Here is a 16,344-nt window from a genome sequence, read left to right as displayed (position 1 = left end):
TCCTTTGTGCCTCGAAGTGGCTGAAGAAGCATAAGACAAGCAGATTCCGCTCACACTGTATCGTTCCGACAACCGGCTTCGGCGAAGTAGTTGATGGCGTTTCTCGGAGCGACGGTTTCGATGGCGGCTGCGATGGCCAGCTGGAGGTCGTCGAGGGTTCGGGCAGCGGCCTTTTTGAGGTGTGCCTTGATCTGCGAGAAGGCGTTTTCGATCGGATTGAAGTCGGGCGAGTAGGACGGCAGATAAAGGAGGCCTGCGCCGGCGCCCTCGATCGCGGCGCGCACAGCGGCAACCTTGTGGGCGGGCAGGTTGTCCATGATCACCAGGTCGCTCGGCTTGAGCTCCTTCAACAGCACCTGTTTGACGTAGGCGGTGAACATGTCGCCATCCATCGCCCCGTCGAGGATGATCGGGGCGCTGATGCCGCAGGTGGTGATGGCCGCGACCAGGGTGGTGGTCTTCCAGTGGCCGTGGGAATGGCGGCGCGGCAGCGCTCGCCGCGCCTGGAGCGGCCCCTTGTGCGCGCCATCTTGGTGTTGGTGCCGCATTCATCGATGAAGAACAGCCGCTGGCTCTGAAGCGCGTCCTGGCTGTCACGCCAGGCCTGGCGGGCGGCCTTCACATCGTCGCGTTGCTGTTCTGCGGCATGCGCGGTCCTTTTTTTGAGCGTGTAGTCGTGACGGTCGAGCAGGCGCCATATGGTGGCCGGGGCAAAGACATGGCCCGCATCGGCCAGCCGGGCGGCGATCTCCACCAGGGTCAGCTCCGGCTCATCGTCGATCCAGGCCAGCACCTTGGCCGCATGCGCCTCCGCCCGATGGCTGTTGCGGTCGCCGCCAACGGCGTCGGGTGCGACAGAGCCGCTGCGCCTGTAGCGCTGATGTCAGCGCACGGCAGAGGCAACGGAGACATCGAACTTCGCCGCCGCCGCATGTCGCCACAGGCCAGCCTCAATGGCGCGAACAACGCGCCAACGAAGATCATTGGAAAGCGGTGCCGTCATTGGTGCTGGCCTCCTTCCCAGCACCAAGCCTGAATCATATTCGCCTCCCTCTGTGAATCGCAAAACGATTCAATCACGCCGAAATCCGCTCTAGCTGGCGAGCAGGAACTCCCTGACAATGCGATTGAATTCGTCCGCCCGCTCGATGTTGGAGATATGGGCGGCGTCGATTTCAGCGAGGCGCGCGCCGGGTATCGAGGCGGCAATGAGCCGTCCGTCGGCGGGCGTGGTGGCAGGGTCGCGGAGACCGATGACGACGAGGGGCCGTGCACGGATCGTCCTGATCGTCTGGCGCTGGTCCATTTCGCGGATGGCGGCGCAGCAACCGACGTAGCCGGCGACCGGGGTGGCGAGGATCATGGCGCGGACCCGCTCGATCGTCTCCGGCGCAGCGGCGCGGAAATCCGCAGGGAACCAACGCTCGAGAGTCGCCTGGGCGAGAGCTTCCATGCCGCCGCGTTCGGCTGTGCGGATGCGGCCGTTCCACAACTCCGGCGGGCCCATACGGGCGGAGGTATTGGCGAGGACCGCGGCGCCGACGCGCCCGGGGGCATTTGTGAGGAGCCACATCCCGACCATGCCGCCGAGGGACACGCCGCACCAATGAACCTGCGAAATCCCGAGAACGTCCAGGATTTCGATAACATCCTGGCCGAGGCGGTCCATGGTGTAGGGCGGCGGGGTGCGGACGCTCCGGCCGTGGCCACGCATGTCGTAGCGGATGATGCGGAAGAAGGGGGAAAGGGCGGCGATCTGGTCGTCCCACATCGACGTGTCGGCGCTCAGCGAATTGCCGAAGACGAGCGGCGGCAGATGGGATTCGCCTGTGATTTCAACGTAGAAGGGATCGCCATCGACGGTGACGAGCGGCATTTGTCTGTCCTCGGACGGGCCTCGCGGGAAGGCTTGTGAAGCGGGACAGTCATACGCGGGAGCGGGCACCGCGGCCAACCGGCCTGCCGGAGTTTTATGCCGCCAGAGGACGCATGAACGCGCCTGGAGAATGCATATATGAAGAGCCCGATACGGGACCTAGACTGCCGGATCGAACAGCTTGGACGCTCGAACGGATGAAGACGGTGGACACGACCGCGCGCGATGCCAATCCTTATCTCGGCGGGGCACGGGTGGGGGTCATCCTGCCCTCGCTGAACTCGACGACCGAAGCCGATTTCGCCTGGCTCGCCCCGCGCGGCATCTCCTTCCATGCGGCCCGCATCCCCTTCACCCGCACCACCGCCGAAGACCTTGCGGCAATGAACCGCGGCGTTGCCGACGCCGCACGGCTTCTGGCGACGATTCCGCCCGACCTCGTCGCCTATGCCTGCACCAGCGGTTCCTTTGTCGGCGGCGTTGCCGCCGGCGAGGCGCTGGCCGCCGAAATCGCGGCGATCACGCAATGTCCCGTGGTCACGACCTCCGGTGCCATGGTGGCGGCACTCAAGAGCCTCGGGATCAGCCGCCTGGCGCTCGCCACGCCCTATATCGAGGCTGTGACGGCGAGCGAAGCGGATTTCCTTCGCGATACGGGGGTCGACGTGGTGGCGACAGCCTGCCTCGGCCTGATCGGGCCGACCGTGCGCGACACAACACGCGAACGGATCGTTGCGGTTGCCCGTGCCGCGGACCGGCCGGAGGCGGAAGCCGTCTTCGTGAGCTGCACCGACCTCCGCGCCTTCGAGGCGGTCGCGGAGATGGAAGAGGCGCTCGGCAAGCCGGTGCTGACCAGCAATCAGGTGACGCTCTGGGGCATCCTCGAGCGGCTCGGCCATCCGGCGGCCGTGCCCGGCGCCGGGCGGCTGCTGGCGACCTGAACGGCCGATCATCTATGCTTCGGACGCATGTGTCGGGGCATGTTTGGAATTTCGACGGCGCAGTTCCCGTGTCCTAATGTTGCAGTGCATTCCCTAGAATTGGATGTCCGTTGAGCCAGTCCGACCCTTCGCCTGCGAACGAGACCGAAACGGCGGGTGCACGTCTCTCCGCTGACATCGGCGGAACCTTCACGGACATCGTCCTCGAGCGCGGCGACCGGCGCTGGTCCTGCAAGGTGCTGACGACGCCAAAGGCGCCGGAAGATGCCGTGCTGGCCGGCATAGAGAGGCTGTTGGCGGAATCGGCGGTCCGGCCGTCGGAAGTCGATCGCTTCCTTCACGGCATGACGCTCGCGACCAACGCCATTCTCGAGCGGCGGGGAGCGAAGACCGCTCTCCTGACTACGCAAGGCTTCCGCGACGTGCTCGAGATCGGCGACGAAGGCCGGTTCGACCCGTCCGACCTGCGCCTGCAGAAGCCCAGGCCGCTCATCCCGCGCGAGCTCCGTTTCGCCGTGCCGGAGCGCATGGCGGCGAACGGCGAGGTTCTGATTCCGCTCGACGAGGCGGCAGTCGCGGAAGCGGCGGCACGGATCGGCGAGGCCGCGGGCGAGAGCGTCGCGATCGGCTTTCTGCATTCCTACGCCAATCCCGCCCATGAGCAGCAGGCGGCCGAAATCGTCAGGCGGGTGCTGCCCGACATTTCAATCAGCCTGTCCAGCGAGGTCTGCCCGGAGATCCGCGAATACGAGCGGCTCTCGACGGTGGCGGCCAATGCCTATGTCCAGCAGCTCGTCGTCAGCTATCTCACCCGCCTGAGCGCGCGGCTTGAAGCGGCCGGCATCGGCTGTCCGGCGTTCCTCATGACCTCGGGCCGCGGCGTGATGCCGTTCGATCTCGCCATGCAGGTGCCGATCCGGCTCGTCGAATCCGGCCCGGCCGGCGGGGCGGTGCTCTCCGCGTCGATTGCCGAGGAAATGGGCGAGAAGCGCATCCTCTCCTTCGACATGGGCGGCACCACCGCCAAAATCTGCTTCATCTCGGACGGGACGCCGCAGATCGCGCGTTCCTTCGAGGTCGACCGCGCCGCCCGCTTTCGCAAGGGAAGCGGCCTGCCGGTGCGTATTCCGGTGATCGAGCTGGTGGAAATCGGCGCCGGCGGCGGTTCGATCGTCAGTGTCGATGCAACGAGACGCATAGCGGTCGGACCCCAGAGCGCCGGCTCCGATCCCGGCCCCAGCTGCTACGGGAAGGGCGGCCGGAAGCCGACCGTGACCGATGGCGACCTGCTGCTCGGCAAGATCGATCCTTCGCGCTTCGCGGGCGGCCAGATCCGCCTCGATGCCGCGCAGGCGGAAGCCGCCTTCGGGACCGATGTCGCCGGCAAGCTGGCTCTCGATACGACCGAGGCGGCCTTCGGCGCCGTCGAGATCGTCGACGAGACCATGGCGAATGCCGCGAAGGTCCATGCGGTCGAACTCGGGTGCGAGCTCTCCGACCATGCCATGGTGGCCTTCGGCGGAGCGGCGCCGCTCCATGCCGCGCGGCTCGCCGAGAAGCTCGGCATCGGCCGCGTCATCATTCCCAAGGGGGCGGGCGTCGGCTCGGCCCTCGGCTTCCTGCGTGCCCCGATTTCCTACGAGGTCGCGGCAAGCCAGCCGATGCGGCTCGGTCTCTACGACCAGGCGGCGGTGGCGGACCTGCTCGCGCGCATGTGGCAGACCGCAAGCGAGATGATCGGCGAGGCCGCCGAACGGTTCTCAGGGGTCGCGGTGACGACGACCGAGATGCGCTATGTCGGCCAAGGCCATGAGGTGACCGTCGGAGCGGGAGACGGCGTGCCGACGGCCGCTGCGCTGCGCACCGCCTTCGAGGAAGCCTACCGTCAGCTCTTCGGGCGCACGATCGAGGGCGCGCCGATCGAAATCCTGTCGTGGAAGGTCGCCCTGGCGCGGCCGACCTGGAGCCCGGGCCGTTCGTCGACGGCGGAGGGCGAACCGCGCCGCGCGACGCCGGTTGCAACGCGGCCGGTATTCGATCCGGGCGCGGGCCTCTTCCTGGACCACTCGGTCTACGAGCGGAGCGCCCTGCGCGCCGGCGACGAGGTTCCGGGACCGGCACTGATCGTCGAGGACGAGACGACGACCGTGGTGACGCCGGGCTTCCGCGCCCGGGTGAGCGGCCTCGGGCATCTGGTGCTGGAGCGGAATCCGGAGGGCCGAGCATGACGATCCAGCAGCCGAAGCTGTCGGCGATCCGCCTGCAGGTGATGTGGACGCGGCTGATGGCCGTGGCGGAGGAGCAGGCGCAGACGCTGGTGCGCGCCGCCTTCAGCCCGGTGGTGCGCGAATCTGCCGACCTCTCCGCCGGCATCTTCGACGTCGAAGGACGGATGCTCGTTCAGGCCGTCACCGGCACGCCCGGTCACGTCAATACGATGGCGCGCTCGGTAAGCTATTTCCTCGAGACCTTCCCGGCAGAGACGGCCGAGGAAGGCGACGTCTATGTCACCAATGACCCCTGGCAGGGCACCGGGCATCTCAACGACTTCGTCGTGGTTACGCCCTGGTTCCACCGCGGCCGCCTCGTCGCCTATTTCGCCTGTACGGCACACATGACCGATGTCGGCGGCATCGGTCTCAGCCCGGGCGGCACCGATCTTTACATGGAGGGGGTGCTGGTGCCCCTGATGAAGCTCGTCGAAGGCGGCCGGCTGAACCAGGCGATGCTTACCATCGTCAAGGCGAACTCGCGTAAATCCTCCGAGATCGAAGGCGACATCCATTCGCTGATCGCCTCGAACCAGGCCGCCGGTCAGAGACTCAGCGAACTGCTCGACGAAGTCGGCGCACCGGATCTGAAGCTCCTCGGCGAATATATCATCGAGACCTCGCGGGCGGCGGTGCTGGAACGGATCCGGGCGCTGCCGAAGACCGAGGCGCATCATACGATGGTGATCGACGGCTACGAGGCGCCGGTCTCGCTTTCGGTTGCAATCAAGGTCACCGACGACGGGATCGACGTGGACTGGTCCGGTTCCTCGCCGGCGAGCCGCTTCGGCATCAACGTGCCGCTCAACTATACGGCGGCCTATAGCTGCTACGCCCTCACCTGCGCGATCGCGCCCGACGTGCCGAACAATCACGGCTCGCTCAGCGTCTACAACGTGACCGCGCCGCGCGGCTCCATTCTGCGGGCCGAATGGCCCCAGCCGGTCTCCTGCCGGCATGTCGTGGGATTGCTTATTCCCGATGCGGTGTTCGGCGCCTTCGACAAGATCGTTCCGGGCGTCGCGCCGGCCGAAAGCTGCTCGGCCCATTGGACGCTCACCTTCCGCGGACAGGGCAGGACGGAACCCTTCATCATCTCGATCATCACCACCGGCGGCTGCGGCGCCCGGCCAGGACTCGACGGCCTGTCGGCGACCTCCTTCCCGAGCAAGGTCAAGGCGAGCTCGGTCGAGATCGTCGAGGCGGCAACGCCGCTGGTCTTCTGGAAGCGCGAGTTCTGGTGCGGCTCCGGCGGCGATGGCGAAGCGCGCGGCGGTCTCGGGCAGGACATGGTCGTCGGCTCGCTCGGCGGCCATCCCTACACGCTCTATGCCGCCTTCGACCGCATGGAGCATCCGGCGGCGGGACGTGCCGGCGGCGGACCGGGTGCAGCGGGCGAACTCCATCTCGGCAGCGGCAAGCGGCTGCCGGGCAAGGGTGCCTTCGAAATTCCGGCGGACGAACGGCTCTTCGTGCGCACCCCCGGCGGCGGTGGCAACGGCGAGCCGGGGCGGCGGAGCGCGGAAGCGCGGGCGGCCGACCGTTCCGCCGGCTACGTGCCTTCCGATCCGGCCTGACGGATCGTTCCAGCGAAAGTGACTGCCGTGATCAAGGTCGACCTCATCAGCGACACCGCCACCCGGCCGAGCGCGGCAATGCTTGCCGCCATGGCTGCCGCGCCGACCGGCGACGAACAGCTCAACGAGGATCCGACCGTCTTGGCGCTTCTGGGGCGCTCCGCGGACCTGCTGGGACAGGAGGCGGCAGTCTTCCTGCCGACCGGAACGATGTGCAATCAGATCTCGCTGCTCGTCCATTGCCGGCCGGGCGACGAGATCGTCGCGGGATTCAACACGCACATCCACGGCTCGGAAGGCGCAGGCGCGGCGGCGCTCGCCGGCGCGCTGATCTATCCCGTGCCGACAGCGACCGGCATCTTCACCGCGGCAGACGTCGCCGCGGCCGCCCGGCCGCTTCGCCAACGCTCGCCGCGCACGCGTGTCGTGGCAATCGAGCAGACCACCAATCGCGGCGGCGGACGGGTGTGGCCGCTGGAAATGCTGCAAGCGGTCTCCGCCGAGGCCCGGAAACGCGGCTTCGCCGTGCACATGGACGGGGCGCGGCTGATGAACGCGGTTATCGCCTCCGGCGTTCCGGCGGCGGATTACGGCCGGCTCTGCGACAGCGTCTGGCTCGATTTCACCAAGGGCCTCGCCTGCCCGGTCGGGGCGGTGCTCGCGGGCTCGAAGGACTTCATCGCCGAAGCCTGGTTCTGGAAGCATCGGCTCGGCGGCGCCATGCGCCAGGCGGGCGTCCTTGCTGCGGCGGCGCTGCATGCGCTCGACAACCATGTCGAGAGGCTCGCCGAAGACCATGTCAACGCGCGCCTGTTCGGCTCGCTCGCGACGATGGTGCCGGGCGTCGCCATCGACCCGCCGGAGGTCGAGACCAACATCGTCTTCCTCGACGTGACGGGAACCGGCCTCGCGGCAATCGCCATCAATGAGGCACTCAAGCGACGCGGCGTGCGGCTGAATGTCGAGGGACCGCATCGCTTGCGCGCCGTTACCCATCGCGATGTGACACGGGCGGGCATCGAGGAGGCGGGGGCGAGCCTCGCCGCGGTCGTTGCCGAACTCGCGGGACAGCCGCAACCGCTGCGCTAGGCCGGCTGAGCCAGCCCTTTCAGGAGGATGCGATGACCTATCTGCTCGATCCCTACAACCGCGCACCGATCGAGATCGTGCGCGGTGAGGGCGTCCACGTTTGGGATTCGACCGGGCGGCGCTATCTCGACTTCATCGGCGGCATGGCGGTGGTCGCCTTCGGCCATTGCCATCCGGTACTGGTGGCGGCGCTCGAGCGCCAGGCGCGGACGCTCTGGACCGCCTCGAACATCCTGCGGACGGGCGAGGCCGAGCAGCTGGCAGAGCGCCTCGCGAGGGCAAGCTTCGCCGACAAGGTTTTCTTCGGAACGTCGGGAGCCGAAGTGGTCGACCTCGCGCTGAAGCTGGTACGGCGCTATTTCAAATCGACCGCGACGCCGGAGCGCTGGCGCGTTATCACCATGGACAATGCCTATCACGGCCGCACCATGGCGGCGATTGCGGCGGGCGGTTCGGCGAAGCTCCGCGAAGGCTACGAGCCGCTGGTCGACGGCTTCGACATGGTCGACTTCGGCGACCTCGACGCCGTACGGGCGGCAATCGGACCGGAAACCGGCGCCATCCTGATCGAACCGATCCAGGGCGATGGCGGCATCCGCGTGGCGTCGCCGGCCTATCTGCGCGGCCTCCGCGCCGTCGCCGACGAGCACTGCCTGCTCCTCCTCTACGACGAGGTGCAGAGCGGGATGGGGCGGACCGGCAAGCTTTTCGCCTATCAGAATTCGGGCGTTGCTCCGGACATCCTCGTAACCTCGAAGGGACTCGGCTGCGGCTTTCCCCTCTCGGCGCTGCTGACCACCGAGGCGGTGGCGCGGACGGTCGGGCCGGGCAGCCATGGCGGCACGCTCAACGGTGCGCCGCTCGGCATGGCGGTAGGTTCGGCCGCGCTCGACCTGATGCTGGCGGACGGCTTTCTCGACCAAGTGACGGAGACCGGCCGCTACTTCAAGGAACGGCTGGAGGAGGTGGCTGCGCGGCGGCCGGAGACCTTCCGCGAGGTGCGCGGCGTCGGTCTGATGATCGGTCTCGTCTGCGGACCGGCGAACGGAGCGGTTGCGACGGCGCTGCGTGAACGGGGACTGCTGGTGGCACAGGCATCGGGCAATGTGCTCCGCCTGCTGCCGCCCCTGGTGGTGACCGGGGCCGACATAGACCGCGCGATGGAGATCTTCGAGGATGTGGCGACGGCGCCGCTCGCGGCCTGAAATAATCAGGCGGCCGAGGCGGGACGGCCGAGATGGCGATAGGCCGGGGCCAGCGTGACGAAATCGCCGCCCAGGCGGGAGACGGTAGCGGCGATCATGTCCATGGCGAGGCGCGCGGCAGCGGACGGAGCCTGGCGCGCCGTCAAATAACCGTAGGTGAGCTTCAAACCGGCGCGAAGGCGGCGAACGGTCACGCCGCGCGAGACGAAGGACTGGGCGATGATCGGATCGGCGATGGTCATGCCGAGGCCGCGGGCGACGAAGTCGCAAGCCGTAACGCCCGAGGTGGCATTCACGACCGGATCGAGCGAGATGCCGACACGGGCTGCGGCGATGTCGATCTGGGCGCGCAGCAGCGTGCTGGTGCTCAGGCCGATGAAGCGCTCGTTGCGGAGATCCTGCATCTGCAGCGCCGGCTCCGCGGCGAGACGATGGCCGGGCGGGAGCACGGCCACGACCTCCGCCTCGGCGAAAACCGTCCGCTCCATGTCGGTCTGCGAGAAGGGAAGCGCGACGACCCCCAGATCGGCATTGCCGCGCGACATCCAGAGGCCGAGGCCGCGGATGCAGATGTCGATCGTGCAGCGGAAGTCGGCCGCCGCGTTAAGCGCCGTGATCGCCTCCGGCACGGCCTTGTGCAGCAGGAAGGGCTCGGCCGCGACGAGGAGCGGACGGCCACGGTCGTGGCGAATGTCGTCGGCGGCGTGACCGATGCCTTCGAGCCCGATCAGCAACGGCTCGACATATTGCAGGAACAGGAGGGCCTGCTCGGTCGGCACCAGCCGGCGGCCCTCGCGGCGGAAGAGTTTCAGCCCGACCGCATCCTCGAGGCTCGCGATCATGCGGCTGACCTGCGGCTGGGTGCGCAGGAGGATCGCCGCGGCGCCGGTCGCGGTACCGGTCTGCATGACCGCCCGGAAGGCCCGCAACCAGTCGAGACGCATCCTCTCCTTCTCCGCCGGCGTCAGAAGCGCAGGGCGCGCAGGCCGAACATCCTGTCGATGATCACGACAATCCCGAGCGTGAAGACGACCGAGATCGAGGCCGCCGCGGCGGCCGTCGGATCGAAATCCAGGCGCAGATAGTCGAAGAGCTGGATCGGCAAGGTGCTGGTCCCGATAGCCTTGAGCAGCAGCGACATCGTCACGTTGTCGAACGAAATGATGAAAGCAAGCATCGTGCCGGCAATGATGCCCGACTTGATAAGCGGAAGCGTGACCCTGAAGAACACCCGGCCGGGCGTGGCCCCGAGGGTTCGGGCAGCCTCGTCGACCTGGGCCGGCATGTTGTAGAGGGCCGAGGTGACGGTCAGGAAGACGAAGGGGACGATCAGCACAGTGTGGCCGATCACCAGCGGGACGAGACTGCGCAGCCCGCTGAAGAAAAGATTGAAGAAGAAGAGGAGCGCGATCGCCGTCAGGATCTCCGGCAGGACGAGCGGCGACAGCAGGAGGAGCCGGAACGGCTCGCGGAACGGGCCGCGGGAGCGGACATAGGCCATCGCCGCCGGCGTGCCGATAAGGGCAGCGAAAAAGGCGGCTACGCCCGCGACCTCGAGCGACAGGACAAGCGCCGTCATGAAGGACGGCGAATTGAAGAAGGCGGCATACCAGCGAAGCGAGAAGCCGCTCGGGGGGAAGGCCAAGTAGTAGCCGGCGTTGACGGAGGTGGCGACGACCACGACGATCGGGGTGAGCAGGAAGACATAGACGAGCGCGACGAAGACGAGGAGCCAGAGCGGAAAGCGCCTCATGTCAGGCCCCGCATGACCGGCTTCGTCAGGAGCGTGAAGAGCCAGATGAGGATCAGCGTGGTCGCCGAGAGGACGAGCGCGAGCGCGGCGCCGAAGGGCCAGAGGAAGGTGCCGAGAAGCTGCTGCATGACGAAGGTCGGCGTCGTCATCACCCGGCCGCCGCCGAGAAGCTCGGGCACCACGTAAGCGCTCGCCGCAAGCACGAAGACGAGGATCGCGCCCGACTGTATGCCCGGCATGGAGAGCGGCAGCACGACCCGGAAGAAGGCGCGTCGCTCGCTGGCGCCGAGGGTGCGGGCGGCTTCCTCGAACCGGGGATCGATCGACTGGACCGCATTCATGATCGGCAGGATCATGAATGGCAGGAAGACGTGGACCAGGCCGATCGTCACGCCGAGCCGGTTGTACATCAGCCCCAGCGGGCCAATGCCGACCATGCCGAGGAGCTGGTTGATGACGCCGTTATTGGCGAGAAGCACGATCCAGCCGAAAGACCGGATCACGACGCCGACGAGGAGCGGAGAGAGGACGAGCGCGTAGAGGAGCGATTGCCAGCGCGAGCGGGTCCGCGCGAGGAAGAAGGCGACCGGAAAGCCAAGGACCAGCGAGACGACGGCCACAATCACGGCGAGACTCACCGTATCCCAGAGAACCCCGAGATAAAGGGGATCGCCGAGCGTGCGGGCATAATTGTCGAGCGTGAAGCCCGGGTCGTAAGCGCGCGAGGGCGAGGACACCCGGAAGCTCATCACGGCGATGTTGATATAGGGGACGATGACGAAGATGATCACCGCCGCGGCGCCGGGCAGGCCGAGCAGCCAGGTGGCGTTTCGCGGGCCTACTTGCTGAGCAGCCATGCCTTCTCCTCCGGTACGCTGACGGCGATTTCGTCGCCAACCGCATAAAGGGTCTCGCCGAGGGTCTGGACCCGATGGGTGGTGTCGTCCCCGAGGACAATGTCGTAGTCGATCAGGTTGCCGAGGAAATGGCAGGCGACGATGCGGCCGGCGAAACTGCCGGCGTTGGCCTCCCGGCTGAGTTCGGCCGCTTCCGGCCGGATGAGAGCCATCGCCTGCTCGCCGGCGGCCGGCCGATGGCCGGCGCGGCACACGATCATGCCGACGGCCGTCTCGAGGGTGACATAGCCCTCGCGCACCTCGGCGACCCGCCCGGCGATCAGGTTGGACGACCCGATGAATTCAGCCACCTGTCGATCGGCAGGGCGGTGGTAGATTTCCTCGGGCGTGCCGATCTGGTGAATCGTACCGTCGAACATGACCACGATGCGGTCGGACATGGTCATCGCCTCGGCCTGATCGTGTGTCACGTAGAGCGTGGTGATGCCGACCCGTTTCTGCAGCGAGCGGATGAAGAAGCGCATCTCGTCGCGCAGCTTCGCGTCAAGATTGGCGAGCGGCTCGTCGAGGAGCAGTACGGAAGGCTCGACGACGAGCGCGCGGGCGAGCGCGACGCGCTGCTGCTGGCCCCCGGAGAGCTGCCGGGGATAGCGGTGGGCCATCCCGGGCAGTTGCACCATCTCCATCACGTCGGCGACGCGCCTCGCCGCCTTGGCACCGCGAACGCCGCGCATCTCGAGACCGAAGGCGATGTTGCGGCGGACCGTCAGGTGCGGAAAGAGCGCATAGTTCTGGAACACCATGCCGATGGAGCGGCGCTCGGGAGGGAGCGCCGTCACCTCGGTATCGCCGAACAGGATGCGGCCGCCGGTCGGGATTTCCAGCCCGGCAACGCAGCGCAGCGTCGTCGTCTTGCCGCAGCCGGAAGGGCCGAGGATCGAGACGAACTCGCCCTCGGCCACCTCCAGATCGACGCCGGTGACCGCTGTGACGGAATCGTACGCCTTGGTCAGCCGGCGGATGATTACGCGCGACATAAACCTAGCGCATCATCCGGTTCCAGGACTCGGTCACCGCGCCGCGCTTCTCGTTCGCGGCGATCCAGTCGAACTGGATCAGCTTGTCGACGTCGTTGATGGTGATCGGGAACTGGCTGGCGAGGTCCGGCGGAAGCTTCACCTGCGTGTTCACCGGAACGTAGAAGAATTCCTTGGCGAGCTTGGCCTGGATCGGCTCGCTCAGCATGTAGTTGATGTATTCGCAGGCACCGTCCTTGTTCGGCCCGTTCTTCAGGAGATCGAGGGTCTGGTCGAACATGAACATGCCTTCGCTCGGTACGACGAAGGAGACCGGGGCACCCTTCTGCTTAAGGTTCATCACCTCGCTGACGTCGAGCGGTGCGGCCAGGATCTCGCCGCGGGTCAGCAAAGCCGACAGCGCGCCGGCGAGGTCGCCCTGCGGAAAGGGCTTCAACTTCTCGATCTGGGCAAGGCCGGCATCGAAATCGAGCGGGCCGCTGCCGAAGATCTTCGAGATCGTCATGACGAACATGAAGCCGGCGCTGTTGGCGATGGTAAACATGCCGACCTTGCCCTTGAATTCGGGCGACCATAGGTCCTTCCAGCCCGTCGGCGGCGTCTTCACCAGGTCGTTGCGATAGGCGATGCCGACCGGCGAGATCATGAAGGCGACGCCGTTATTGTCCGGGTTCTTGGCCTTCGGATGGACGTACTGGAGATTCGGCACCTTGTCGGCCGGCCACGGCTCGAAATAGCCCTCCTTGCGCAGCATCGCGCCGACGATCTCGTTCATCATGGCGAAGGAGAAGGTGGGGTGCTCGGGCCCGGCGACGCGCATGTTGGCGGCCCAGGTGACACCGTTCGCGGCAACATCGACCGTGGTCTTGAGGCCGGTCTGGGCCTCGAAGTCGGGGAGCAGCTGGTCGCGCCAGAACCGCTCGTAACGGCCGGGATAGCTCGGCACGATCAGCTCGCCGCTGGCAGCCATCGCCTGTCGGCCGAAGGTGCCGAGGCCCGCCATCAGGCTGGCCGCGCCGATGCTCTCGAGCAGGCGCCGTCTCGAAAGAGTCACGTTCATGTTCGCCTTCCTTTTCTCGACAGGGCAGCCGCGACATCCCGAGCCCGCGCGGCTGCCACCGGAATGTCAGGGATCGATGCCCGGGGTGACTGGTTGGGATCGCGCCGGCACTCCGAACCGCGTCACGCAAGCGGTGTACCAGAGCCCTGCGGTCATTCCCTGATTTTCGCCGACGAAGACGCCGATCGAAGCCGCGCTTGCTGGCGCGTGCTTCATCGGGACTGTCGTCGTCATGACGATCCGGGTCAGGCGCAAGGTCTACTCTACTTCGTCCGCGTAGAACTGTAGGCGCCGTGCGCCCGGCTCCGAAATGCAAAGCACAGGCCCTACCATGCGCGCAGCGCATGAGCGTCTGCCCAAACTCCGACCTTTATGCTTATTTCACATGCATGAGCGGGCATTAAGCATTTGCCGCAGCATCGTCCGCTTCCTAGCCTCGCCTCGGCAGATTGCGAGCCTCGGAGGAAACGTGTCGAAAACCGCAATGCCCAACGCGCCGATCACGGCCGCCGTCTTTTCCGCTGCGGACCCGGCCGACCGCGTGACGCCCGAAACGGTCGGCGAAGCTTTTCCGATCAAAACACGCCGCTGCTACCTGAACAACGCCTCGATCGGACCGATGCCCAATCCAGTGTTCGGGGCGACACAAGGCTTCCTCGAGGATGTGCGCGACAACGGCCGCAACAACTATCCGCTCTGGTGCATCGAGGCGGATACGGCGATCAAGGACCGCATTGCCCGGTTGATCGGCGCGTCGCGGAGCGAGATCGCCTTCATCAAGAACACGACCGAGGGCCTCGTCATCGTCGCCAATGGCATCGACTGGCGGGAAGGCGACAACGTCGTCATTCCCGATATCGAATATCCGTCGAACGTGTATTGCTGGATGCATCTCGCCAAGCGTGGCGTCAGCGTCCGGTGGGTGAAGAGCGAGAACGGCCGGGTTCCGGTCGACGCGCTCGCGGCGGCGATGGACAGCCGCACGAGGCTGGTCTCCATCAGCGCAGTCCAGTTCTCCAACGGCTTCCGCCACGACCTCGCCGCGACATCGGAGCTCTGCAAGGCGCATGGCGCGCTGCTCAATGTCGACGCCATCCAGTGGGTCGGCGTGCTCCAGCTCGACCTCGCCGACCTCGGCATCGACTTCCTCTCGGTCGGGGGACAGAAATGGCTCCTCGCGCCGATCGGCACCGGACTGTTCTATTGCAGCGCCAGGGCGCTCGACCGGCTCGATCCGCCCAATGTCGGCTACCACACCGTCGACAAGGGCGAAGCCCATCTCGACTATGCGCTCGACTACCGGCCCGATGCGGGGCGCTTCGAGGAGGCGCTGGTGAACTTCCCCGGTATCTGGGGCCTCGACGCGGCCGTGCGCATGCAGCTCGCGCTCGGTCCGGCGTGGATCGAAAGCCACATAGCGGGACTGGTGCAGCGGGCGGCCGACGGGCTGAAGCGAAAGGGCTGGACGATCCTCAGCTCCGAGCGGGACGGAGAGCGCTCAGGCATCCTCTCCTTCACGCATCATGCACTCGACGTCGAGGCGGAGGCCGGGCGCCTGCGCGAGGCGGGCGTCGACCTTGCGGTGCGGGCCGGCGCGTTGAGGATTTCGCCATCCTACTACAATGATGCAGCCGAAATCGACCGACTGGTCGAGACGCTGCCGACAGCCTGAGATGGAGATTGGCGATGTCGGACCCTTCGCTTCCATGGCTGATCGTGAAGCGCGGCAACCGGCCGCTCGTTCTCAGCCTGCCGCATACAGGCACCGACATCCCCGCCGGGATCGAGACCCGGCTCGTCTCGGCCGCACTTGCCCGCAAGGACGCTGACTGGTGGACAGACCGGCTCTACGCCTTCGGCGAGACGATGGGCGCGACGATCGTCCGCACGCGGATTTCGCGGACGGTCATCGACGTCAATCGCGACCCGTCCGGCGCCTCGCTCTACCCGGGACAGGCGACCACCGGCCTCTGCTCGCTCGAAAGCTTCGACGGCGAGCCGCTCTACCGGCCGGGGCAGGAGCCGGACGCCGACGAGATCGCCGAGCGGCGCCGAAGCTTTTTCGAGCCCTATCACGCAGCGCTGTCGGAGGAGCTGGCGCGGCTCCGGGCGACGGCGGATCGGGTCGCCCTCTATGACTGCCATTCGATCCGCTCGGTGATCCCACGGCTCTTCCCGGGCACGCTGCCGGTCTTCAACGTCGGCACCAATCGCGGCACGAGCTGCGACCGGGCAATGACCGCGGCCGTAGTCGCAGCCTGCGGCGGAGAGCCGTTCGACCATGTCGTCGACGGACGTTTCGTCGGCGGCTGGATCACCCGCACCTGCGACCAGCCGGCGGAGGGCATCCACGCGCTGCAGATGGAGCTCGCCTGCCGGGGCTACATGCGTGAGCCGCTCCGCCATCTGACCGCGGAGGAGTGGCCGGCCCCCTACGACGAAGCCTACGCCGAACCGCTGCGGGCGCGGCTCGAGGCCGTGCTCGCCGCCTGCCTCGCCTTCGCCGAGGGTCTGCCGGCGGCGGGCTGACGGGCGCAGGCGGGGCGGCTCGAATCGCGGAGGAGGCAATTCAGCTAGACTGGGGCATCCGCAAACGCGTCTACGCGCTCGGCAACGGCATGTTGATCGACACAGCGCAATACAAACGCGACGGGCTCTGCGTGGTCGGTCGAGTCACAT

General features: G+C 66.9%; 13 protein-coding genes and 1 pseudogene. 7 read left to right on the top strand and 7 right to left on the bottom strand.

Annotation, left to right across the window (positions count from 1 at the left end; genetic code table 11):
- Positions 1-50: 50 nt before the first annotated feature.
- Together JCR33_RS24490 and pcaD are read right to left on the bottom strand one after the other, a co-directional pair.
- Positions 51-1,003 (bottom strand): annotated as a pseudogene (locus tag JCR33_RS24490) (IS630 family transposase).
- 90 nt (positions 1,004-1,093) lie between these two features.
- A complete protein-coding gene (pcaD, locus tag JCR33_RS24485) occupies positions 1,094-1,876 on the bottom strand; it encodes a 3-oxoadipate enol-lactonase (protein ID WP_198884776.1) in 783 nt (260 codons plus the stop codon).
- 197 nt (positions 1,877-2,073) lie between these two features.
- Here pcaD and JCR33_RS24480 point away from each other — a divergent pair, with 197 nt between their 5' ends.
- The 5 genes from JCR33_RS24480 (at position 2,074) to JCR33_RS24460 (ending at position 8,958) form a co-directional block, all read left to right on the top strand.
- Positions 2,074-2,817: a maleate cis-trans isomerase family protein gene (locus JCR33_RS24480; protein WP_198884775.1), complete on the top strand. Its 744-nt coding sequence runs from the start codon at positions 2,074-2,076 to the stop codon at positions 2,815-2,817.
- 110 nt (positions 2,818-2,927) lie between these two features.
- Entirely contained in the window at positions 2,928-5,045 is a 2,118-nt protein-coding gene (locus tag JCR33_RS24475; protein WP_198884774.1) for a hydantoinase/oxoprolinase family protein, read from the top strand.
- On the top strand, positions 5,042-6,664 hold the full coding sequence (locus tag JCR33_RS24470; RefSeq protein WP_198884773.1) for a hydantoinase B/oxoprolinase family protein: 1,623 nt from the start codon (positions 5,042-5,044) through the stop codon (positions 6,662-6,664). The genes JCR33_RS24475 and JCR33_RS24470 overlap by 4 nt, the downstream gene beginning before the upstream one ends.
- 27 nt (positions 6,665-6,691) lie before the next feature.
- A complete protein-coding gene (locus JCR33_RS24465; RefSeq protein ID WP_332461267.1) occupies positions 6,692-7,753 on the top strand; it encodes a threonine aldolase family protein in 1,062 nt (353 codons plus the stop codon).
- Between the two features lie 32 nt (positions 7,754-7,785).
- Positions 7,786-8,958 (top strand): aspartate aminotransferase family protein, encoded by a 1,173-nt coding sequence (locus JCR33_RS24460; RefSeq protein ID WP_198884772.1) that lies wholly within the window; start codon positions 7,786-7,788, stop codon positions 8,956-8,958.
- A 5-nt stretch (positions 8,959-8,963) separates the two neighbouring features.
- Here the strand turns inward: JCR33_RS24460 and JCR33_RS24455 are convergent, their stop codons facing one another.
- The 5 genes from JCR33_RS24455 to JCR33_RS24435 all read right to left on the bottom strand — a co-directional run bounded on the left by JCR33_RS24455 (position 8,964) and on the right by JCR33_RS24435 (position 13,665).
- Positions 8,964-9,902, bottom strand: a complete 939-nt coding sequence (locus JCR33_RS24455) for a LysR substrate-binding domain-containing protein (protein WP_198884771.1) — start codon at positions 9,900-9,902, stop codon at positions 8,964-8,966.
- A 20-nt stretch (positions 9,903-9,922) separates the two neighbouring features.
- A complete protein-coding gene (locus tag JCR33_RS24450) occupies positions 9,923-10,639 on the bottom strand; it encodes an ABC transporter permease (RefSeq protein WP_332461266.1) in 717 nt (238 codons plus the stop codon).
- A gap of 68 nt (positions 10,640-10,707) precedes the next feature.
- Positions 10,708-11,568 carry an ABC transporter permease gene (locus tag JCR33_RS24445; protein WP_198884769.1) on the bottom strand — a complete coding sequence of 287 codons (861 nt, stop codon included), beginning with the start codon at positions 11,566-11,568 and terminating at the stop codon, positions 10,708-10,710.
- The gene (locus JCR33_RS24440; protein ID WP_211110567.1) at positions 11,550-12,605 is read right to left on the bottom strand and encodes an ABC transporter ATP-binding protein; all 1,056 of its coding nucleotides are present in this window, start codon (positions 12,603-12,605) and stop codon (positions 11,550-11,552) included. Before JCR33_RS24440 ends, JCR33_RS24445 begins: the two co-directional genes overlap by 19 nt.
- A gap of 4 nt (positions 12,606-12,609) precedes the next feature.
- Complete coding sequence (locus tag JCR33_RS24435) at positions 12,610-13,665, bottom strand: ABC transporter substrate-binding protein (protein WP_198884767.1); 1,056 nt, start codon at positions 13,663-13,665, stop codon at positions 12,610-12,612.
- Positions 13,666-13,996: 331 nt separating this feature from the next.
- Between JCR33_RS24435 and JCR33_RS24430 the strand changes: the two genes are divergently transcribed.
- Both JCR33_RS24430 and hutG read left to right on the top strand, forming a co-directional pair.
- The gene (locus JCR33_RS24430) at positions 13,997-15,337 is read left to right on the top strand and encodes an aminotransferase class V-fold PLP-dependent enzyme (RefSeq protein WP_198884766.1); all 1,341 of its coding nucleotides are present in this window, start codon (positions 13,997-13,999) and stop codon (positions 15,335-15,337) included.
- A gap of 14 nt (positions 15,338-15,351) precedes the next feature.
- Entirely contained in the window at positions 15,352-16,194 is an 843-nt protein-coding gene (gene hutG / locus JCR33_RS24425) for an N-formylglutamate deformylase (protein ID WP_198884765.1), read from the top strand.
- Positions 16,195-16,344 lie beyond the last annotated feature (150 nt).

The organism is Acuticoccus mangrovi (assembly GCF_016411865.1).
In the GTDB taxonomy this organism is placed as follows: Bacteria; Pseudomonadota; Alphaproteobacteria; order Rhizobiales; family Amorphaceae; genus Acuticoccus; species Acuticoccus mangrovi.
The sequence above is the reverse complement of the archived record's forward strand: the minus strand, read 5'-3'. Positions and strand labels throughout refer to the sequence as shown.